General features: G+C 36.5%; 20 protein-coding genes. 18 read left to right on the top strand and 2 right to left on the bottom strand.

Going from position 1 to position 21,495, the window contains the following annotated elements:
• Nucleotide 1: 1 nt before the first annotated feature.
• On the bottom strand, nucleotides 2-1,246 hold the full coding sequence (locus F7888_RS05345; RefSeq protein ID WP_191777949.1) for a nucleotidyltransferase: 1,245 nt from the start codon (nucleotides 1,244-1,246) through the stop codon (nucleotides 2-4).
• 227 nt (nucleotides 1,247-1,473) lie between these two features.
• On the opposite strand from F7888_RS05345, the gene F7888_RS05340 reads away from it, so the two are divergent.
• The 3 genes from F7888_RS05340 to gerR all read left to right on the top strand — a co-directional run bounded on the left by F7888_RS05340 (nucleotide 1,474) and on the right by gerR (nucleotide 3,044).
• Complete coding sequence (locus tag F7888_RS05340) at nucleotides 1,474-1,998, top strand: YceD family protein (RefSeq protein ID WP_191777947.1); 525 nt, start codon at nucleotides 1,474-1,476, stop codon at nucleotides 1,996-1,998.
• A gap of 106 nt (nucleotides 1,999-2,104) precedes the next feature.
• Complete coding sequence (rpmF, locus tag F7888_RS05335; protein ID WP_191777945.1) at nucleotides 2,105-2,278, top strand: 50S ribosomal protein L32; 174 nt, start codon at nucleotides 2,105-2,107, stop codon at nucleotides 2,276-2,278.
• A gap of 139 nt (nucleotides 2,279-2,417) precedes the next feature.
• Nucleotides 2,418-3,044 (top strand): sporulation-specific transcriptional regulator GerR, encoded by a 627-nt coding sequence (gerR, locus tag F7888_RS05330; RefSeq protein WP_191777943.1) that lies wholly within the window; start codon nucleotides 2,418-2,420, stop codon nucleotides 3,042-3,044.
• 242 nt (nucleotides 3,045-3,286) lie between these two features.
• Here the strand turns inward: gerR and F7888_RS05325 are convergent, their stop codons facing one another.
• On the bottom strand, nucleotides 3,287-3,769 hold the full coding sequence (locus tag F7888_RS05325; protein WP_191777941.1) for an N-acetyltransferase: 483 nt from the start codon (nucleotides 3,767-3,769) through the stop codon (nucleotides 3,287-3,289).
• Nucleotides 3,770-3,941: 172 nt separating this feature from the next.
• Here F7888_RS05325 and F7888_RS05320 point away from each other — a divergent pair, with 172 nt between their 5' ends.
• The 15 genes from F7888_RS05320 (at nucleotide 3,942) to murB (ending at nucleotide 21,364) form a co-directional block, all read left to right on the top strand.
• A complete protein-coding gene (locus F7888_RS05320; protein ID WP_191777939.1) occupies nucleotides 3,942-4,832 on the top strand; it encodes a 2-dehydropantoate 2-reductase in 891 nt (296 codons plus the stop codon).
• A gap of 1 nt (nucleotide 4,833) precedes the next feature.
• Nucleotides 4,834-5,220: a DUF3397 domain-containing protein gene (locus tag F7888_RS05315; protein WP_191777937.1), complete on the top strand. Its 387-nt coding sequence runs from the start codon at nucleotides 4,834-4,836 to the stop codon at nucleotides 5,218-5,220.
• Between the two features lie 82 nt (nucleotides 5,221-5,302).
• Entirely contained in the window at nucleotides 5,303-6,931 is a 1,629-nt protein-coding gene (bshC, locus tag F7888_RS05310) for a bacillithiol biosynthesis cysteine-adding enzyme BshC (protein WP_191777936.1), read from the top strand.
• Between the two features lie 128 nt (nucleotides 6,932-7,059).
• A complete protein-coding gene (mraZ, locus tag F7888_RS05305) occupies nucleotides 7,060-7,488 on the top strand; it encodes a division/cell wall cluster transcriptional repressor MraZ (RefSeq protein WP_191777934.1) in 429 nt (142 codons plus the stop codon).
• 79 nt (nucleotides 7,489-7,567) lie between these two features.
• Entirely contained in the window at nucleotides 7,568-8,500 is a 933-nt protein-coding gene (rsmH, locus tag F7888_RS05300; RefSeq protein ID WP_191777932.1) for a 16S rRNA (cytosine(1402)-N(4))-methyltransferase RsmH, read from the top strand.
• Nucleotides 8,501-8,522: 22 nt separating this feature from the next.
• Nucleotides 8,523-8,879 carry a cell division protein FtsL gene (ftsL, locus tag F7888_RS05295; RefSeq protein WP_191777930.1) on the top strand — a complete coding sequence of 119 codons (357 nt, stop codon included), beginning with the start codon at nucleotides 8,523-8,525 and terminating at the stop codon, nucleotides 8,877-8,879.
• 5 nt (nucleotides 8,880-8,884) lie between these two features.
• Entirely contained in the window at nucleotides 8,885-11,119 is a 2,235-nt protein-coding gene (locus tag F7888_RS05290) for a penicillin-binding protein (protein ID WP_191777928.1), read from the top strand.
• Nucleotides 11,120-11,242: 123 nt separating this feature from the next.
• Nucleotides 11,243-13,183 (top strand): stage V sporulation protein D, encoded by a 1,941-nt coding sequence (locus F7888_RS05285; RefSeq protein ID WP_191777925.1) that lies wholly within the window; start codon nucleotides 11,243-11,245, stop codon nucleotides 13,181-13,183.
• 274 nt (nucleotides 13,184-13,457) lie between these two features.
• A complete protein-coding gene (locus tag F7888_RS05280) occupies nucleotides 13,458-14,921 on the top strand; it encodes a UDP-N-acetylmuramoyl-L-alanyl-D-glutamate--2,6-diaminopimelate ligase (protein ID WP_191778218.1) in 1,464 nt (487 codons plus the stop codon).
• A 2-nt stretch (nucleotides 14,922-14,923) separates the two neighbouring features.
• Nucleotides 14,924-15,394: a hypothetical protein gene (locus F7888_RS05275; protein WP_191777924.1), complete on the top strand. Its 471-nt coding sequence runs from the start codon at nucleotides 14,924-14,926 to the stop codon at nucleotides 15,392-15,394.
• A complete protein-coding gene (gene mraY / locus F7888_RS05270) occupies nucleotides 15,387-16,364 on the top strand; it encodes a phospho-N-acetylmuramoyl-pentapeptide-transferase (RefSeq protein WP_191777922.1) in 978 nt (325 codons plus the stop codon). The genes F7888_RS05275 and mraY overlap by 8 nt, the downstream gene beginning before the upstream one ends.
• Nucleotides 16,365-17,717, top strand: coding sequence for a UDP-N-acetylmuramoyl-L-alanine--D-glutamate ligase (gene murD / locus F7888_RS05265; protein ID WP_191777907.1), 1,353 nt, complete (start codon nucleotides 16,365-16,367; stop codon nucleotides 17,715-17,717).
• An 82-nt stretch (nucleotides 17,718-17,799) separates the two neighbouring features.
• Nucleotides 17,800-18,900 carry a stage V sporulation protein E gene (gene spoVE / locus F7888_RS05260; protein ID WP_191777905.1) on the top strand — a complete coding sequence of 367 codons (1,101 nt, stop codon included), beginning with the start codon at nucleotides 17,800-17,802 and terminating at the stop codon, nucleotides 18,898-18,900.
• 390 nt (nucleotides 18,901-19,290) lie between these two features.
• Entirely contained in the window at nucleotides 19,291-20,379 is a 1,089-nt protein-coding gene (gene murG, locus F7888_RS05255) for an undecaprenyldiphospho-muramoylpentapeptide beta-N-acetylglucosaminyltransferase (RefSeq protein WP_191777902.1), read from the top strand.
• 76 nt (nucleotides 20,380-20,455) lie between these two features.
• Nucleotides 20,456-21,364 (top strand): UDP-N-acetylmuramate dehydrogenase, encoded by a 909-nt coding sequence (murB, locus tag F7888_RS05250; RefSeq protein ID WP_191777900.1) that lies wholly within the window; start codon nucleotides 20,456-20,458, stop codon nucleotides 21,362-21,364.
• Nucleotides 21,365-21,495 lie beyond the last annotated feature (131 nt).

Below are 21,495 nucleotides of genomic sequence, written 5' to 3'. Positions count from 1 at the left end.
TTCAAGAGTAAGTTTTCTTATTTTCATCATAGCGAATTGGGGGAGTTGAGAATTCTTCTTTGATGAATTTCGAACGTAATGGCTCTGGAAAGCCCATCGAGTAGGCGTATGATGCATTTATGTCTAGTTTAATTTGTTCATTATTGAATGCTGAAAGCTTTGAGATAAGAGGTAGCTCTATCTCTTTTTTTATTGAACTGAGGTAAGATTGCCCTTTTTGTGACATGCCTAGTAGACGGATGTAGCTTGGAAGATGCATATCTGCAGCCCCTGTTTTCATGTCTGCTTTACTCGTATTAGTTAAGATATGTAAACAAGCCCTTTGAAGACGTGTCCATGTATAACGTTTGGTTTTTATTTTCTCCATAAATTCATGGAAGGAATGAGAAGCCAACATTTCGTTCTTGAATCGGTGCTCTAATCCTTCTTCTATTTCATATAGATTAGCTAATTCGCTCGCAGAGGTAGTGAGTATTTTATATTTTAACAGATCAAAATAATTCTCCCATTGATGAAATCGCCCGTACTTCGTTATATATTGTTTGAGTAGTGACCCAGTATTTGTTGGAATGTAATTTGTGATTTCTTGAAGGCCCTTTAAATCAGAAAACAACGCTTTGCGAATGCTTGTTGCACTAGCAATGGTTGAGGATGAAAAAGTTTCATCATGATAGTTCGCATTTGATCTCTGAATAGTAAAAGGAGTCATCTTACTTTCTTGCTCATAAATAGCTTTGACGTAATGGAATCCCAGGATATTATTTGGGGTCGTTAGGTCAATGTATGCTGAGTCTGGATTAAGTGAATGATAAGCAATAGAAGTAGCTGTAGGATAACTTATTCCTTGCTTCATTTCTTGGCGAACCATTTCATTGAATGATGACTGGTTTTTATTCATTAAGTCGACTGTATTGTTAAATTCAATGATCGAGCCATGTTCACTTCCAAAGCATAAATAATCACACCGTAATTGATTCAGGATTGCTACCGCTCCATTTGCAAAAGTTTCTGCTTTTTGAGTGGCAAAGTCATAAGGTAATTCAACGACAATATCGACACCATTTTCCAATGCCATTTTTGTCCTAGACCATTTAGATACAAGAGCTGGCTCACCGCGTTGAAGGAAATTTCCACTCATGACTGCAATCGCAATGTCAGCATCCGTCTGAAGCTTTGATTGGTTTAAATGGAACTTATGACCATTATGAAAAGGATTATATTCAACAATAACACCAACTGCTTTCAATTTGAATTCTCCTTTCAATACTTTTAAAGTGTATTAGTAAGTAAGTAAATTTCCTATCTAAAAGAGTTGAAAAACTTGTATTAGTTACCGTACACTTGCTATCTATCATCTATTTATGGTAAAACTGATAAATAACAACAATTGCTTATATTATAGTGTAAAGAAAAAATATTGACAAATATATTATGCAAAGCTATAATTACCTTTGTTGCCTTGAGGTGATTTCAATGGAATGGACAATTAGTCAATTAAATCAGTTGCAGCATAAAGGTTTATCAATTGATGAGATTGTTGATGTTACCGAACTGAAAGAACTTAATAACTCAATTAGAGATATCTCTCCTGTACATGTTACAGGGCGAGCAGATTTAAGTTCTTTAAAAGTGACTTTTCATTTAACAATTTCCGGAACGATGATACTTCCATGTTCTAGAACGTTAGTGGATGTTCATTATCCGTTTGAGATAACAACAACTGAAACATTTATGTTACGACATACGTCAGATTTTGATACTGACGAAGAAACACACCAGGTTCAAGGAGACGTTGTCGATTTGTTACCCGTAATAAAGGAACTTATCATCCTTGAAATACCGATGCAGGTCTTCTGTGAAGACATGAATGCTGAGGGAGCAGCACCGCAAGAAGGTGAAGATTGGCAAGTGATATCTGAAGAAGATAAAGCAAAGCAAATTGATCCTCGACTTGCTGGTCTTGCGAATTTTTTTAATGACGACAAGAAAAATGAGTAGTGTAAAAACCACTCAAAACAAATCTAGGATGACACAAAGATAAAGAAGAACCGGCATATTACCGGCCTTCATATCCATCTTAACTATCTTTTAAGGAGGTGGGAATATGGCTGTACCTTTCAGAAGAACATCTAAAACAGCAAAACGAAAGCGTCGTACGCATTTCAAATTATCAGTACCAGGTATGGTAGAATGCCCAAACTGTGGTGAAATGAAACTTGCTCACCGTGTATGTAAAGCTTGTGGAACATACAAAGGAAAAGAAGTAGTTAACGACTAATCTTCGTTAACATGAAAAATGATATTCCATTTGGAATATCATTTTTTTTTTGTATTATGATTTCATAGAATGTTGTTTTAGTCTATCTTTTCTACTACTTGCATATGTATAGAAAAAACGTATATTAGGAGGGGAAGATATGACTACAACTCGTCAAGATGCATGGACACAAGATGAAGACTTATTACTTGCTGAAGTTGTATTAAGATATATAAGAGAAGGGGGAACTCAATTATCTGCATTTGAGGAAGTTGGTAGACAACTTTCACGAACTGCTGCAGCATGTGGTTTTAGATGGAATTCCTATGTGCGTAAGCAATATAAATCAGGAATTGAGTTAGCAAAAAAACAACGTAAAGAGTTGAAAAAACAAATACCAATTGTGGAGGATGAAGTGGTTCAGCAAGATGAGGTACAAGAATCCTTTAACAACACAATTGAAGCTGAACATCAGCGTTTAACAATCCAAAATGTGATTTCATTTTTAGAGCAATATGAAAATTCTCAAAGAGACTTAGAAACAATTGTTATCGAGAACCAGAAATTGAAATCGAAGATCAGCCAGCTTCAAGAAGAAATAAATGTTGTATTAGCTGAAAAATCAACTTTAGAAAATAATCTGCAAATTGTTGAAGATGATTATAAGGCTCTCATAGAAATTATGGAACGAGCAAGAAAAATGGTTGTGCTTCAAGAAGACGAAAGAAGTAAAAAAGTGAAATTCCAAATGGATAGGAATGGAAATTTAGAACGAATTGAAAAATAAAGCGCTATTTTAGCTTCGCATTTATAAAAGGAGTTAACCCGAGTGACTTGGGTTAACTCCTTTTGATGTAGGCTGTTTTCTCAAAGTTTGTTGTTTTTTGAGGTTAATTAATTGAGAATAGATTTCTAGCAGACTGAATACACGGGGGACTCCCGGGGGACTAGTAGGCTCCCACAGGACGCGGAGTGTATTCAGGCTGCGATATCAAAAGCAACAATATATACGAAAACAGCCTTGATGTATTAGGATTCAGTCTTTGTTTGTTCAGTGACCCCTTCTGGATACCAAACCAATGGATTTTCACCTAAATCTCTTTCCATATCATATGTTACAGGAGTAAAGCCCATCTTCTTCCAAAACTCTCCGGACTGTATTCTTCGATTCGTTTTAATAGGTAGCCCTTTTCTTTTTGCATAATCTACTAGAGCTTTTCCAAATCCTTTGCCTTGGTAGGGTGGTAACACCTCTAACTTCCATAGTTCAAGGTAGTCTTGTGGAGGAGAAAAATACTTATCGAACTTTTTGTCTACGCGGTATAAACTCATTCTTGCTACTAGTTTACCTCCAAAATAAATACCATAAAAGGGGGATTCGCTATCGTTTTCAATAATATTTGCTTGTAAATCTTCAAGCATTGAGAGCTCTTGTAATCCGTATTCTTTAAACTTTTTGAATTCTTCGAGTGTCTTATAGTTTAGTAATAAGCGTTCAACCTTCATGTCCATCAAGTAACATCCTCTCTACCTAATATTGCTATATCTATAGTTCCTATATAAATACTATACAATAAATATATGTAAAAGTAGTAGAAAACGATTACAATTATAATTAAAAAGTAAACGATAGACCCATTTTTTGTTAAAATAGAGATAAATTGAATTTGCGAAAGAGGTATTTATGAATATAGGAATTATTGGTGGCGGAGCAATAGGATTACTTTTTGGCTATTATTTATCATTTAAACATGAGGTGACCATATACACAAAAAGTGAACAACAGGCATATGCACTAAATCAAGCAGGTATTTCATTAGAAGAGGACATCTATACTCAAAAAGTGAGTGCTCGGCCATTGTCAGCAGGTTTATCAACACATCAAGCGGTCATTTTTGCTGTGAAGCAATATCATTTAGAAGAAGTGCTAAATCAAATTGAAGAGAGGATACAACACATTCCTATTCTTTTGTTCCTTCAAAATGGTATGAGCCATTTGCGACTTTTGGACAATCTTCACCAAGAGAATGTCGGTATCGGCATTGTAGAGCATGGGGCATTGAAGCTTTCAGAGACAAGGATCAATCATACTGGAAAAGGAGTAGTAAAGATAAGTGCTTATAAAGGTAGGCGCGATTTTCTTTTATCTATCTTTGAAGGAGAAAATGTGAGCAAGCTAAAAGCAATAAAGGAGGACGATTTTCTACTAAGTATGCAAAGTAAATTAGTCATTAATGCCGTAATCAATCCATTAACTGCTCTTTACAAGGTTGAAAATGGTCTTTTATTATCAAACTCCTACATTATTAACACAATGAAGCTGGTATTTAATGAAGTAGTTTCTGTCTTATCTATTCCAAACCCTGAAAAACAATGGGATATGATCAAACAAATTTGTGAGAATACAGCTAGTAACCGATCATCTATGTTAAAGGATATTGAATTAGGTAGAGAAACCGAAATTGACTCAATATTAGGATATGTCTTAGAACAAGCAAGATTACAAAATAAGACCTTAGCTGTAACAGATTTTTTATATCATGCAATAAAAGGACTAGAAAAACGGAGGAACTAATATGCTATCAATATTTGCTGGTTTGACTGCTACAATTATTACGATGCCCATCCTAGGAATTGCATTTATTTATTTGTTATCGAAGCTATTTATAAAGAATCATAAGAAAACTTTATTGCTAACCATTGATTTAACAACATTTTTATTCATGATTTCTGTACACTATTTACTTTTGGCTTTATTAGATCAATCATATTTATGGGTAATATTCATGGTTCTCTTAAGTACAATAGTTGTTTTTGGGCTCATCCATTGGAAAAAAACAAATGAGGTTAATATAGTGAAGGTACTAAAAGGAAGCTGGCGTTTCTCATTTCTTTTCTTTGCCACAAGTTATTTGTTGTTATTAATAACTGGAGTCATTTATAGTGCCATTAAAGCAACTTAATTCTAAGCATGTTTTTTTTCTTTCTTCCCAAATAGTGCTATACTCATCACTAGAATCTGATACGAGAAAGGACGTACATATAATGGAGATAAGCTCTCTCTCGCTTCCTTCAACGAACAAACTTGTAGCAAATTATGTTGCAGGTGATAAAAATACAACTAAATTCTTTCATTATGACATTCAATCCCAAGTTACATACGAAGCACGAAAGAAGGATCTAGAAGCACGTGAATTCCCTCGCGAGAAGTTAGTTCACTACTTAAAAGGGTTTAATGAAAAGTATGGACTTGGCAGAGAAACATTTAATAATATAGATCGACTGCTTGACCCTACTAGTGTAGTTGTCATTGGAGGACAGCAAGCAGGACTTTTGACCGGTCCTTTATACACCATACATAAGCTCCTTTCAATCATTAATTTAGCTAAGGAACAAGAAGTCAAACTGAATGTTCCGGTTATTCCTGTGTTCTGGATTGCTGGAGAAGACCATGACTTCCAGGAGATTAATCACCTCTTTGTGAAAGAACAGAAAATAATCAAAAAAAGAATAATCGAACAAAAGCAAATCGATAAATCACCGGTTTCTTCAATAGAAATTGATAAGAAGTTATGTGAAAAATGGATTGAGAAGATATTTGAGTCCTTTGGGGAAACAGCTTACACGAAGGATATATTGAGTAATCTAAATATGCATCTTAGTCAGTCAGCAACATATGTTGACTTCTTTGCAAATATCATAAGTGACATGTTTAAAGATACAGGAATTGTATTACTTGATTCAGCTTCAAATGAATTAAGAGATATTGAATCGGAATTTTTTATCAAAATGATTGAAAAAAATGATGAAATGTATGAAGCTGTGTCTTCTGGACAGCAATTGTTAACAGATTTCGGCTATTCTTTAGCGATTGATATGCCTGAATCGTCAGCGAATTTATTTTATCATCATCACAATGAACGTTTATTACTTGAGTATGATAAGGAAAATAAGTTGTTTCGTAATAGAAATAGTCAATTTGAGATTTCTAAGGAAGCACTTTTAGCTACTGCGGAAAAACAACCGGCTTTGTTAAGTAATAATGTTGTGACAAGACCTCTAATGCAGGAATTGCTTTTTCCTTCATTGGCTTTTATTTCTGGTCCGGGAGAGGTTGCATATTGGGCAGAGCTAAAACAATTATTTGAATTGTGGGGAATGAAGCTCCCACCTATTGTGCCTCGGATGAATATCACGATATTAGAACGCTCTATTGAGACAGACTTAGAGGATATTCACTTTTCAATTGAGAAGACATTAATGGGAGAAATCGCCACTGCGAAGAAAGAATGGCTCGCAGCTCAAACTAAACATGATATTGCTAAGGTTGTTGATGACGCGAAAATTCAAGTGGAAGAGATTCATAGTCGAGTTAGAGAAATCGCCTTAGAAATTGATGGCAGTCTCGAAGGTGTACTTCAAAAGAATTCGCAGTTTTTACAGACACAGCTTGATTTCATCACCAAGATAGTAACAAAGCAAGTATTACTTAAGAATCAAGTGGAATTAAATAAGTATGAGAGAATCGAAACATCGATCTTACCCATTAATTCTCCACAAGAACGGGTATGGAATATTTATTACTACTTAAATAAATATGGCTTAGACTTTGTAAATAGGCTTCTAGAAGCTCCCTTGGAAGTAGACGGGAAGCATAAAATCATTAAGCTATAAATCAAATACAGAGTATCAAAACCCTGAAAAATTCAGGGTTTTTTCTTTTGTGTGGAGAAAATGATAATAATTGTGGTGGAAAGTGGGGGAATGTGGTAACATGAAGTAAGAAAGTGGGGGACAAGGGTATGTTCATGGGTGAATACCATCACAATATTGATATCAAGGGCCGCATGATTATCCCTTCGAAATTCAGGGAGCATCTAGGGGACTCGTTTGTCTTAACTAGAGGCTTGGATCAATGTTTATTTGGATACCCCCACGAAGAATGGAAGCAATTAGAAGAGAAATTAAAAAACCTCCCTTTAACTAAAAAAGATGCGCGGTCTTTTACCCGATTTTTCTTTTCGGGTGCAAGTGAATGTGAGCTCGATAAGCAAGGCAGAATTAATATTGCTTCGCCACTGCTTTCATATGCGAAGCTTGAAAAAGAATGCGTAGTAATTGGAGTCTCAAATCGAATAGAAATATGGAGTAAGGACGCATGGGAGAATTATTTCGAAGAATCTGAGGATTCTTTCTCAGAAATGGCCGAAAATATGGGGTTTGATATTTAATAGGCAACTCACTTATATTTGTCCTTTCTTAGTAAACAATAGTAATAAATAAGCAAAGTTTTTTAATGAGGTGCTATCGATGTTTCAACATAAAACAGTCCTATTAGATGAAGCAGTAGAAGGATTAAATATCAAAGAAGATGGGATATATGTAGACTGTACCCTTGGAGGTGCAGGACATAGTTTAGAAATTGCAAAAAGATTATTAGGTAATGGCAGGTTATATGCATTTGATCAAGATGAAACGGCGATTAAACATGCAAAAGAGAAATTAACTGACTATACTGATAAAGTCATATTGATAAAGAGTAATTTCTCTCATATTACAGAAAAGTTGGAAGAACAGGGAGTAACAGAGGTAGATGGGATTCTTTTTGACCTTGGTGTTTCATCACCACAATTAGACACGCCAGAGCGTGGATTTAGCTATCATCATGATGCCCCGCTTGATATGCGGATGGACAAGGATTCTCCGTTAACCGCTTATGAAATTGTTAATTCATGGAGCTACGAGCAGCTAGTAAGGATCTTCTTTCAATATGGTGAGGAGAAATTCTCAAAACAAATTGCTAGGAAAATTGAAGCAGCTAGAGAGAAAGCACCAATCAATACGACAACTGAACTAGTGGAGCTCATCAAAGAAGGTATTCCTGCTCCGGCAAGAAGAACGGGTGGACATCCAGCGAAACGGGTCTTTCAAGCGATTCGAATAGCTGTCAATAACGAATTAAAGGTATTTGAAGAGGCAATTGCTCAATCAATTGAATTACTCAAACCAGGTGGTCGTGCCTGTGTTATTACATTCCACTCTCTTGAAGATCGGATCTGTAAGGTTGTCTTCAAAAAGGGAAGTGAGGGTCCACAGCTTCCGCCAGGACTTCCAATGATTCCAGAAGAGTACAAGCCGAAATTGAAATTAATAACAAGAAAACCAATTATACCAACAGACATAGAATTAGAAGAAAATAATCGAGCGCGCTCTGCAAAATTGAGGATAGCTGAAAGATTATAATATTAGGGAGGGTTTCAAAAACATGAGTAATTTAGCGTATAAAACAAATCAGAATCATGAGTTTCAGCCTGAAGTTACTCCACAAACGAAAGTTGCGATTAGAAAAAGGAAAAAAATTACTCTTGGGGAAAAAATCTTGGCAAGTATTTTGGTATGTGCTATGCTTTTAGGGGCGATTCAGATTGTCTCAAATCAAGTAGCAATCTATAATGCAAACATTGAAATTCAAGAGATGGATGCAGCCATCCAAGAACAAATCAAGATGAATAATGACCTTACTGTTCAAGTACAAGAAAAGAGCTCTTACGAACGTATATGGGCAAAAGCACAGGAAATGGGTTTGTTCTTGAATGAGAATAATGTGAAGGTTGTAGACTAATATTTATGAAAATGAAAATTAAGAACAAGAATATTAATAGAGGAGCAGCATTGGTGAGTCTTTTTTTTACCGTGCTCTTTTTTGTATTACTTTCTAGGTTTTTGTATATCCAACTTACAGGAACAGTAGATGGACAGGTTCTAGCTGCATTAGCTGAAGAGAAATATAATGAAAAAAGAGTGATCGAAGCAAGAAGAGGGTCAATATTAGATCGGAATGGCTCGTCAATTGCCCAAGATACGTCCGCTTACACAGTTGTTGCAATATTAGATGAAAGCTTAACAACCTCAGAGAGTAAACCAAGGCATGTGGTTGACCCTGTTGATACAGCAAGGAAATTAGCCCCACTTTTACAAATGGAAGAATCTGAAGTAGAAGCGATTCTAACCAAGGATAAAAAACAAGTTGAGTTTGGGGCTAAGGGTCGTGACATTAGTAATAGCCTGAAATTAGAAATTGAAGAATTGAAGCTACCTGGTATTGCGTTTATTCGAGATTTTAAAAGGTATTATCCGAGTGGTACGTTTGCTTCAAATGTCGTAGGTTATGCACAAAAGGTATATGATGAAGAAGATCCTACGAAAGTTGAAATCGTTGGACAACTTGGTTTAGAAAAATCATTAGACCCCTATTTAAAGGAAACGGATGGATTCATGACGTATCAAAGTGATAAAAGAGGGTTCCGTTTGCCTAACGCCGAGGAACAAATCACTCCACCGCAGAACGGTCATGATATTTATTTAACGATCGATCAAAAGATTCAAACCTTTCTAGAAGATGCGATGAACAAAGTGGTTGAGGAATATGAGCCAGAAAAAATTATTGGGATTGTAGCAGATCCGAAGACAGGTGAAATCTTAGCGATGGGAACAAGGCCGAGCTTTGATCCTAACATTCGAAATATTACGAACTACTTAAATGATGCCATTAGTTATCGATTTGAACCAGGTTCAACGATGAAGATTTTCACATTGGCAGCTGCGATTGAGGAAGGCGTATATAATGGCGAGGAAACGTTCCAATCTGGATCTTATGCAGTAAAGGGTGGGAAACCAATCCAAGACCATAATAAAGTAGGTTGGGGGCCAATTACGTTCTTAGAAGGGGTTCAACGATCTTCAAATGTTGGTTTCGCGGTATTGGCAAATGAAAAACTAGGAACGGATCGGTATGAACAGTATCTTAATCGATTTGGACTTACTGAGCCAACTGGAATTGATATTGAAGGAGAAGTCGATAGTACAATTAACTTCAGATGGGAACGAGATAAAATTTCAACTGCCTTTGGTCAAGGGTCAGCAATTACTCCTATTCAGCAAATTCAAGCAGCTACTTCGATAGCGAATGATGGGAAGATGATGCAGCCATATATTATTGATAAAATTGTTGATCATGATACAAATGAGATCATTGAAAATCATGAACCTGTCTTAAAGGGTAATCCTATTTCAAAGAAAACAGCTGATAGTGTGCTAGATATCCTTGAAACAGTTGTCTCATCACCTAATGGGACTGGTAAATTATATGCAATAGAAGGCTATGAGGTTGCTGGGAAAACAGGGACTGCTCAAATCCCGGATCCACAGGGTGGTTACTTGACTGGTCATGGAAATAATATCTTTTCTTTTCTCGGTTTAGCTCCTAAGGATAATCCAAGGTTAATTGTATACATTGCTGTTCAACAACCGAAATTAAAAGATTTCGAGACTGGTTCAGAGCCAGTTTCAAAGGTTTTCAATCCAGTCATGAAAAATAGCTTACAATATTTAAATATTCGACCAGAAGAACAAACAGAATCAAAGGAAACGAAAACAGAAAAATCAGGTTTTGAGTTGGCTTCATATACAAATGAAGCGCTCAAAGATGTAAATAAGAAATTACTTGATAAAATGATAACTCCGATTGCCATTGGGAAGGGCTCAAAAATCATTGATCAGCTTCCGGCTAAAGGAGAATTTGTTTTATCAGGTGATAAAGTATTTTTGAAGACGAATGGTGAAGTGGTCATGCCTGATGTCACGGGCTGGTCCTACCGCGACCTTAATCGTTACGCAAACCTTGCTAGCATTAAATTAGAGGTTACAGGCAATGGGTATGTCTCGAAGCAAAGTATCGATTCAGGGACGACGCTCAAAGATGGTGACTTGCTTAAAATTGAGTTAAAACCACCAATGAGTGATCTAGAGGATGAAGAAAGTAATGAAGACCAAGAACAAGTAACTGAAACAGATTCGGAATAATAAATGTGAAGGCAACCACTTTTGTGAGGTGCCTTCTATTTTTTTTTACAGGACAGGTTGTTCTATCACTTAAGGTACAAGCATATATTTGAACGAGCCTAGATTAAAGGGAGGTTCTTACATATGCGGGTCTCAAATGTTACTGTAAGAAAAAGATTAGCACTGGTATTATTATTCGGTTTCCTTATTTTCTTAATTATTGATATTAGATTGGGTTACGTGCAATTTTTTATTGGAAATAAGTTAACTGCATTGGCGGAGGATTCTTGGAGCAGAGATATTCCATTTGAGCCAGAACGTGGAGAAATACTTGATCGAAATGGAGTTGCATTAGCAACCAATCAAAGTGCACCCTCAGTCCTTGTTGTTCCTAGACAAATAGAAGAACCGGCAGAAGTGGCAGAGCAGTTGGCTTCCATTCTAAATATGTCTAAAGAAAAAGCATATCAGCATGTCACTAAACGAGTTAATATAGAACGTATCAACCCAGAAGGTAGAAAGATAACTCATGAAAAAGCAAAAGAAATCAGAGCATTGGGATTAAAGGGAGTTTATATTGCAGAGGATTCAATAAGGCATTATCCATTTGGTAGCTATTTGTCCCATGTCTTAGGCTTTGCTGGGATTGATAATCAAGGCTTAACAGGTCTTGAGCTTTACTATGATGAGAAATTAAAAGGCGAAAAGGGGAGCGTGAAGTTCTATGCTAGCGCTAAGGGTCAAAGAATTCCCGACATCGCGGATGAATATACACCACCAAAGGATGGGGCTAACCTACAATTAACGATTGATACACGAGTACAAACAATTGTAGAAAGGGTCTTGGATGGTGCTGAAGCACAATATAATCCAGATGGCATTAGTGCGATCGCGATGGATCCTAAAACAGGTGAGATTCTCGCGATGAGCAGTAGACCAGATTTTGACCCAGCTAATTTCAGAAATGTTTCACCAGAAATATATAATCGTAATTTACCAATCTGGAGTTCTTATGAGCCTGGTTCTACATTCAAAATCATTACACTTGCAGCAGCGCTAGAAGAAGGAAAAGTCGACTTAACAAATGACCATTTCAATGATCCGGGATATGTTAAGGTCGCAAATGCTAGATTGAAATGTTGGAAGCGTGGCGGACATGGTCATCAAACGTTTTTAGAAGTGGTTCAGAATTCATGTAACCCGGGCTTTGTAGAGTTAGGAGAAAGGCTTGGAAAGGATACATTATTTAAGTACATCAAAGATTTTGGTTTTGGACAGAAAACAGGCATTGATTTACAGGGTGAAGGAAAAGGGATATTATTTAATCTTGATCGAGTAGGACCAGTAGAACAAGCAACAACAGCATTTGGTCAAGGTGTATCAGTAACGCCGATTCAACAGGTAGCTGCAGTAGCAGCTGCAGTAAATGGTGGGATTCTATACACACCCTATATCGCTAAGGAATGGGTCGATCCCATAACAGGTGAGGTTATTAGTAAGACAGAGCCTCAACCTAAAGGAAGAGTCATTTCAGAAGAAACATCTGAAGAGATACGTTATGCATTAGAGAGCGTTGTTGCTCAAGGAACTGGGAAAGGTGCTTTTGTTGAGGGATATCGTGTCGGTGGAAAAACAGGTACGGCACAAAAAGCTCAAGGTGGTAGATATTTAGAAAATAACCATATAGTATCTTTCATAGGTTTTGCTCCAGCAGATGATCCAGAAATTGTTGTCTATTTAGCTGTTGATAATCCGAAAGGAACGGTTCAATTCGGTGGAGTTGTTGCAGCTCCTTTAGTTGGGGAGATTATGGAGGATTCACTGCGCGCTTTAGGTGTGAAGCCAAGAGAAAATCAAATTGAAAAGAAAACAACGTGGAGCGATCCAACATTAATTACAGTTCCAGATGTAACTGGACTAACGAAAAACGAAATTTCACAACAATTAGTTGACTTAAAGATTGAAATCAGTGGGGAAGGAAATGTCGTTATCGACCAAGCTCCAAATGCTGGTGTTAAGGTTGAGCAGGGGACGCCATTACGTATCCTTTTAGGAGATGAGAAACCAAAGAAAGAGAAAGAATAACAAAGTCTATAGGGTTTGCCTATAGACTTCTTTTTCGATAAAATTTCTACAATTCAGCTCTATTATTTGCTTATGCTAATTTACAATTATACGAACTAACTTTACAATAACTATTGGAGCTTCTTTTTTAGTGTTTGGCATAAAATGGTTTGGTAAGTATCCCTATAAAACAAAACTTTTTACGTAATGTATCCTATAGACAAAGAAGAAGAGTCTATCGTAATATTTAATTTTGGTGTTACTAATGTATTTTTTTTGAGAGGAAATGGTAATGATGCAATTAAAAGCGTTACTCGCTTATTTACATGAATTTATTGCAGATGTTGAAGAAAATCCAATGATTACTTCACTTGAAATGGATTCACGCAATGTGACAGAAGGCAGTCTGTTCTTTTGTATAGAAGGATATACAGTTGATGGCCACGCCTATGCGAAACAAGCAGAATTAAATGGTGCAGCTGCACTTATTGTTGAAAAAGATGTGAGTGTTGGAATCCCAACAATAAAAGTGAAAAGTACGAAGAGAGCAATGGCGATTCTCGCAGACGCCTTTTATAGACAACCTACACAAAAGCTACACCTAATAGGAGTGACTGGTACAAACGGGAAGACATCGACAACTCACATTATTGACAAGATTATGAGTGACTTTGAACAGAAGACTGGTTTGATAGGAACGATGTATATAAAAATCGGGGAAACAACGCTTGAGGTGAAAAATACAACACCAGAATCTTTAACTCTTCAACAAACCTTTCACCGAATGGTTGAAGAAAATGTGGAAACAGCGATTATGGAGGTTTCATCACATGCATTAGATTTAGGACGAGTGCATGGCTGTGATTTTGATGTGGCTGTATTTACAAATTTAACTCAAGATCACCTTGATTATCACCAATCGATGGATGAATATAGACATGCAAAGGGTCTGTTGTTTGCTGGATTAGGGAATGCATTTAACCATAAGAATCCAAAGTTTGCAGTATTGAATGCAGATGACCCAGCATCAACCGAATATATAAAAAGTACAGCGGCAACTATTATTACATATGGAATTGATACGAAAAGTGATATTATGGCCACTAATCTCCAAATGACCTCATTTGGGACGGTATTCGAATTAGTGACTCCATTTGAAACGGTGTCTGTTTCAATTAAATTAATTGGGAAATTTAGTGTGTATAATGTGTTGGCAGCTATAGCGACATGTCTCGTATCTAATATTCCGCTTTCGCAAATTGTTCGTTCAGTTGGTGAAATTGAAGGGATTGCTGGACGGTTTGAGGTTGTAAATGGCGGACAGAACTTTACGGTTGTTGTTGATTATGCACATACTCCAGACAGCTTGGAAAATGTACTGACGACTGTAAATCAATTGGCGAAGGGACGAACGATTGTTGTTGTTGGTTGCGGTGGTGACAGGGATCGAACAAAGAGACCATTAATGGCAAACATCGCTGTGAAAAATGCTGATTTAGCGATTTTTACATCTGATAATCCAAGATCTGAAGATCCAGCAGAAATTCTTCGTGAAATGGAAGCTGGAGTGGATGAACAGCATTATGTTTCGATGGTAGACCGTGCAGAAGCGATTAATTATGCAATCTCACAAGCGAGAGAACATGATATTATTGTTATTGCCGGAAAAGGGCATGAAACATATCAAATTATTGGTGACAAAACCCATAAGTTCGATGATCGCCTTGTTGCCATGAAGGCAATTAAGGAGTTGAGTTAATCATGTTATCTTATCAAGACTTGAAGACGTTATTTAAGGAATATCGTGGAACACCAGATAATATTGAATTTCACGAATTATATATTGATCCTACGAAGAAAGTGAATAGAGGGTTATTTGTTCCACTTAGTCAAGATCCGACTGCTGACTTGAAGCAGGCATTGTACAATGGTGCTATTGGATCACTGTGGAAGAAAGAAATCGAACTACCAAGCTTTCTCCCAAATCATTTTCCACTTTTTATCGTGGAGGAACAAGTTGACGCAATCAAACAAGTAATCACACTTGTTAAAAAAAACAAAGGAATAAATGAACAGACTATGGAAACAAGAATATCTCTTACTTTTGGAAATACACATATTGAAGAAGGCAATACATTTGAACAAGAAATAATGAAGGAAATAAAAGCATTACAAGCATTATATCAAGAGGAAGCTACAAATAATAAGCAAGGAGGGGAACGTCATGAGTGAACAAGTGATTTTATTTACAATCTTTCTAGGCTTTTTCATTTGTGTGATTCTATCACCCTTTTTCATTCCCTTCCTAAGAAGACTAAAATTTGGGCAAAGTATTCGAGAAGAAGGACCTAAATCTCATCAAAAGAAATCTGGTACACCAACAATGGGTGGAGTGATTATCCTTCTATCTATTATCATTACAACATTAGTAATGACTGGGAAGTATGCAGAAGAAATGACCGCAAAAACACTTTTATTACTATTAGTAACTGTAGGATTCGGTTTATTAGGGTTTTTAGATGATTTCATTAAAGTTGTGATGAAAAGAAATCTTGGTTTAACTTCAAGACAAAAATTAATTGGACAAATCGTTATCTCTGTCATCTTCTATATCATTTTTAAACAAAATGAATTTTCAACAGTTGTAAGTATTCCAGGGATTGATTATGGGATTGATTTAGGTAATTTTTATGTCTTCTTCATTATTTTTTGGTTAGTTGGTTTTTCAAACGCGGTTAACCTTACAGATGGGTTAGACGGATTAGTTTCTGGTGCTACTGCTATTGCGTTTGGAGCTTTTACTGTCTTAGCTTGGTATCAAGCTGAATTTGAGGTTGCCATTTTCTCAGTGGCTGTAGTTGGAGCTGTTTTGGGATTTCTAGTTTTTAACGCTCATCCAGCGAAAGTGTTTATGGGAGATACAGGTTCTCTAGCTTTAGGTGGTGCGATTGCAACAGTTGCCATCTTAACAAAACTAGAAATTCTACTGATTATTATTGGTGGAGTTTTCGTCATTGAAACATTATCTGTAATTATCCAGGTTATTTCATTCAAAACAACTGGAAAACGAATATTTAAAATGAGTCCATTACACCATCACTATGAATTAGTAGGATGGAATGAGTGGAGAATTGTAGTTACTTTTTGGAGTGTAGGTTTATTATTAGCCATGCTCGGAATCTATATAGAGGTGTGGATTTAATTGAAAAATACAGAGATGTTTCGAGGTAAACATATATTAGTCCTTGGACTAGCTAAAAGTGGATTTGCAGCTGCTGATGTATTACATAGCCTAGGTGCAAAGGTTACTGTGAATGACCAAAAGCCATATGAGGAAAATGTAACAGCCCAAGCATTGGAAGCTAAAGGAATAAAAGTGATTTGTGGAGGTCATCCAATTTCGATATTGGATGATCATTTTGACATCGTTGTTAAAAATCCTGGAATTCCGTATAGTAACCCTATAGTAAAATTAGCATTGGAAAAAAATATTCAAGTTATTACAGAGGTTGAAATTGCTTATTACTTAACCGATGCACCTTTTATTGGTATCACGGGTTCAAATGGCAAAACAACAACTACTACGTTGATTTATGAAATGTTTAAAGAGGGAAACAAACAACCATTAATAGCGGGGAATATCGGTACTGTCGCATGTGAGGTTGCTAGGAATTCAGAGCCTGACAATGTAATTGTGACTGAATTATCTTCATTTCAGTTAATGGGTGTTCCTACTTTTTCACCTAAAGTAGCTGTCCTTTTAAATATCTTTGACGCTCATTTAGATTATCATGGAACAAAACAAGAATATGTCAAAGCAAAAGGGAATATCTTCAAAAATCAATCTAAGGACGATTATAGTGTGATCAATGCAGATGATGCGGAAATCGTTTCGATAGCTAAGCAAAGTCAGGCAAAAAAAGTCTACTTTTCAACCTCAAAAGTGTTAGAAAGTGGAGCATATGTAAAAGATGGTCACGTCTACTTTGATCAAGAAGCAATCATGACTGTGTCGTCAATTGCTCTTCCAGGGAAGCATAACCTAGAAAATATTCTTGCTGCAGTAGCTGTTGCGAAGATTATGAATGTAGATCATACTGCGATCATTCATGTCCTAACAACATTTACTGGTGTGAAGCATCGCTTGCAATATGTAGAGACAATTAATGGTCGGAAATTCTATAATGACTCGAAGGCAACAAATATTCTTGCCACCAAAAAAGCTATTTCAGCCTTCACTCAACCACTGATTTTACTTGCTGGTGGGCTTGATCGTGGGAATGAGTTTGATGAGTTAATTCCAGAATTAAAGAATGTTAAAACTCTGATCGTATTTGGTGAAACGGCTGATAAAATCAGTAAAGCCGCTCGTGTTGCTGGAATAGATACAATAAAACATGTCGATAATGTAGAGAAAGCTGTACAAATGGCTTATGCTCTGTCAGAAGATAAAGATGTGATTTTATTATCGCCAGCTTGTGCAAGTTGGGATCAATATAAGACTTTTGAAGAAAGAGGAGACATTTTTATAAACGCAGTGCATAAGCTTAAGTAAGGGGCTCGTCTTATTAATGGTAATGAACAATTAAACCGTTTTTAACACATGCTCTTAATTTAAGAACGTTGAGGTGTGTGCATTGTCGACCAAAAAATCTACGCCAGACATCATATTAGTTGTAATCACTCTTTCTCTATTAACTGTTGGATTAATCATGGTTTATAGTGCAAGTGCAATTTGGGCAACTTACAAGTTCGATGATTCATTTTTCTTTGCGAAACGGCAATTATTATTTGCTGGTGTCGGTGTATTAGCGATGTTCTTTATTATGAATGTCGATTATTGGACATGGAGAACATGGGCAAAAGTCATTATCATTGTTTGCTTTGTCCTACTTATCCTAGTACTAATACCCGGAGTTGGGATGGTAAGAAACGGTTCAAGAAGCTGGATTGGTGTCGGTGCTTTTTCGATTCAGCCCTCTGAATTTATGAAACTTGCGATGATTGCTTTTCTAGCCAAGTACTTATCAGAGAATCATAAGAAAATTACTTCGTTCAAGAAAGGGTTAGTTCCTTCATTATCGCTTGTATTCCTTGCCTTTGGGATTATCATGCTTCAGCCTGACTTAGGAACAGCTACAGTGATGGTTGGGACATGTATTGTGATGATTTTTGTAGCGGGTGCTAGAATTAGTCATTTTGTTATGCTTGGGATGCTTGGAGTTGCTGGGTTTGTTGGGCTTATTGTTTCTGCCCCATACCGGATAAAGCGGATTACCTCCTTTTTAAATCCGTGGGAGGATCCGTTAGGAAGTGGATTCCAAATTATTCAATCCTTATATGCAATAGGTCCAGGTGGACTATTTGGATTAGGACTAGGTCAGAGTCGTCAGAAATTCTTTTATTTGCCCGAACCTCAAACAGATTTTATCTTTGCAATTCTAGCAGAGGAGTTGGGCTTTATTGGTGGGACATTTGTGATTCTATTATTTAGTCTTCTGCTCTGGAGGGGTGTTAGAATTGCACTAGGTGCACCAGATCTATATGGAAGCTTTCTAGCTATAGGAATAATTGGTATGATTGCTATTCAGGTTATTATTAATGTCGGTGTAGTGACGGGATTAATGCCTGTTACAGGTATTACTTTACCATTTTTGAGTTACGGTGGTTCGTCCTTAACCCTCATGCTAGCTGCTGTAGGTGTTTTACTGAATATAAGTCGATATGCCCGTTATTAAAAAGATTATTAGACTGAGCTTTACTCATGTTATAATATCTTCTAAAGTAAACCCTGTTAATTAACAGGGTTTCTTTTGCGAAGGCTGTTTTCGTATATATTGTTGCTTTTGATACCGCAGCCTGAATACACTCCGCGTCCTGTGGGGTAACCGGTGAGCCTCCTCGTCGCTGGTGCTCCTGCGGGGTCTCACTTTGGCTACTAGTCCCACGGGAGTCTCCGTGTATTCAGTCTGCTAGAAATCTATTCTCAATTAATTCACCTCAAAAAACAACAGTCTTTGAGAAAACAGCCTTTGCGAAAAAACATGTGTACAGGCTCATATGAATAAAATAGAAAAAGTGATGATTGGTTAGAACGTTAAATGACCAATGATTGGAGGAGTTACAAAATGAGGATATTAGTAAGTGGTGGGGGAACTGGTGGTCACATCTATCCAGCATTAGCATTAATAAATGAAATAAAAAAAATGAACCCACAGGCTGAATTTCTATATATCGGTACAAAAAAAGGGTTGGAAAATCAAATTGTTACTAGAGAGGGTATTCCTTTTAAGACAATTGATATAACTGGTTTTAAAAGAAAACTATCCTTTGAAAATGTAAAAACTATAACAAGATTTCTCAAAGGTGTTTCAGATAGTAAACGATATATAAAAGAGTTTAAGCCGGATGTTGTCATTGGTACAGGTGGATACGTATGTGGTCCTGTTGTCTATGCAGCTTCAAAGTTAAACATTAAGACCGTTATTCACGAGCAAAACAGTGTTCCTGGATTAACAAACAAATTTTTAAGTCGTTATGTTGATAAAGTGGCGATTTGCTTTGAAGAAGCAAGAGTATTCTTTCCAAACGACAAAGTCGTTATGACTGGTAATCCGCGTGCGTCTGAGGTTCTGGGAAAAGACGGATTAAAAGGGAAGTTGAGTGTAGGCTTAAAACCAGGGAAGAAATCAGTTTTAATTGTCGGGGGTAGCCGTGGGGCAAAGCCGATTAATGATGCATTCCTTGAAGTGTTACCACAAGTTGCAACAAAAGACTACCAGTTCTTATATGTAACTGGAGAGGTGCATTATGATAAAGTGATTGATAAGGTAAAGGAAGTTGGGAATCCTGATAATGTTATCATCAAACCATTTCTACATAATATGCCTGAGGTCCTATCAGGAGTTGATTTAATTGTTGCTCGTGCAGGTGCAACAACTTTAGCTGAAATTACAGCACTAGGACTTCCTAGTATTTTAATCCCAAGCCCATATGTTACAAACAATCACCAAGAAAAGAATGCTAGGTCATTAAGTGATCACAATGCAGCAATCTTACGACTAGAACGTCATTTTTCTGGTGAACTACTACTAAAAGATATTGATTCAATTCTTTTAAATGAAAACACATTGACAGAAATGAAAAAGGCCTCTGAGTCAATTGGAATTAAGGATGCTGCTGACAGACTATATAAATTAATTAAAGAGATAAAATAACTGTATAAGTTCCTATAGGTATATGTCATGAATATGATAAATATACAGTTGGTTTTAAGTTAGGAGGTATAAGGAAATGAATAAATTATTTGAGGAATTACAAGCTGCCGATGTTGGCAAAATTCTACTAAACGAGCCTTTGGCTAATCATACGACTATTAAAATTGGTGGTCCAGCTGACTTGCTGCTTATTCCTAAGGATATAAATGGTTTAAAAACGACGATGGATCTTATTAGAAAACATAATACAGCTTGGACTGCTATTGGTAGAGGGTCAAATCTACTTGTTTCAGATAAGGGAATTGAAGGTGTTGTCATAAAATTAGCAAATGGACTTGACCATCTTACAATTAATGGAACAACCATTACGGTTGGTGGTGGATATCCAGTTGTGAAGCTTGCGATGGTTATTAGTAAGGAAGGGCTTGATGGCTTTGCCTTTGCGAGTGGAATCCCTGGTTCTGTTGGTGGGGCAGTTTATATGAATGCAGGTGCACATGGATCTGACATATCAAAAATATTAACGAAGGCTCATATCCTTTTTGAAGATGGAACGATGGAATGGCTGTCAAATCGTGAAATGGAATTTTCATACCGTACGTCAATCCTTCAACATGAACGTCCAGGAATTGTATTAGAAGCGGAATTTGAATTAAAAGAAGGAACAAAGAAAGAAATTATGGCGATTATGCAGAAAAACAAAGATTATAGAAGAGATACTCAGCCATGGAACTTTCCTTGTGCGGGTAGTATTTTTCGTAATCCACTCCCCAATTATGCTGGACAATTAATAGAATCAGCAGGTCTAAAAGGATATTCCATAGGTGGAGCACAAATTTCTGAAATGCATGGGAACTTTATTGTGAATGCAGGAGGAGCTACTGCTCAAGACGTTTTAGATCTCATCACGTATATAAAAGAAACAATTCTTGAAAAATACGATGTTGTTATGGAAACAGAAGTAGAAATTATAGGGCGAAAGTAATATGTATTCTTTCACCAAATATCTGGTAATTATGTTATAATACTTTCCATAAGTTGATCAAATGCATGAGTTGGTCATTAATCAATCTAGAGTTTGGAATATAAGCGGCTTGAAAACTTAAAGATTACTAA

The organism is Litchfieldia stipae (genome assembly GCF_014837155.1).
GTDB lineage: Bacteria > Bacillota > Bacilli > Bacillales > Bacillaceae_L > Litchfieldia.
The sequence above is the reverse complement of the archived record's forward strand: the minus strand, read 5'-3'. Positions and strand labels throughout refer to the sequence as shown.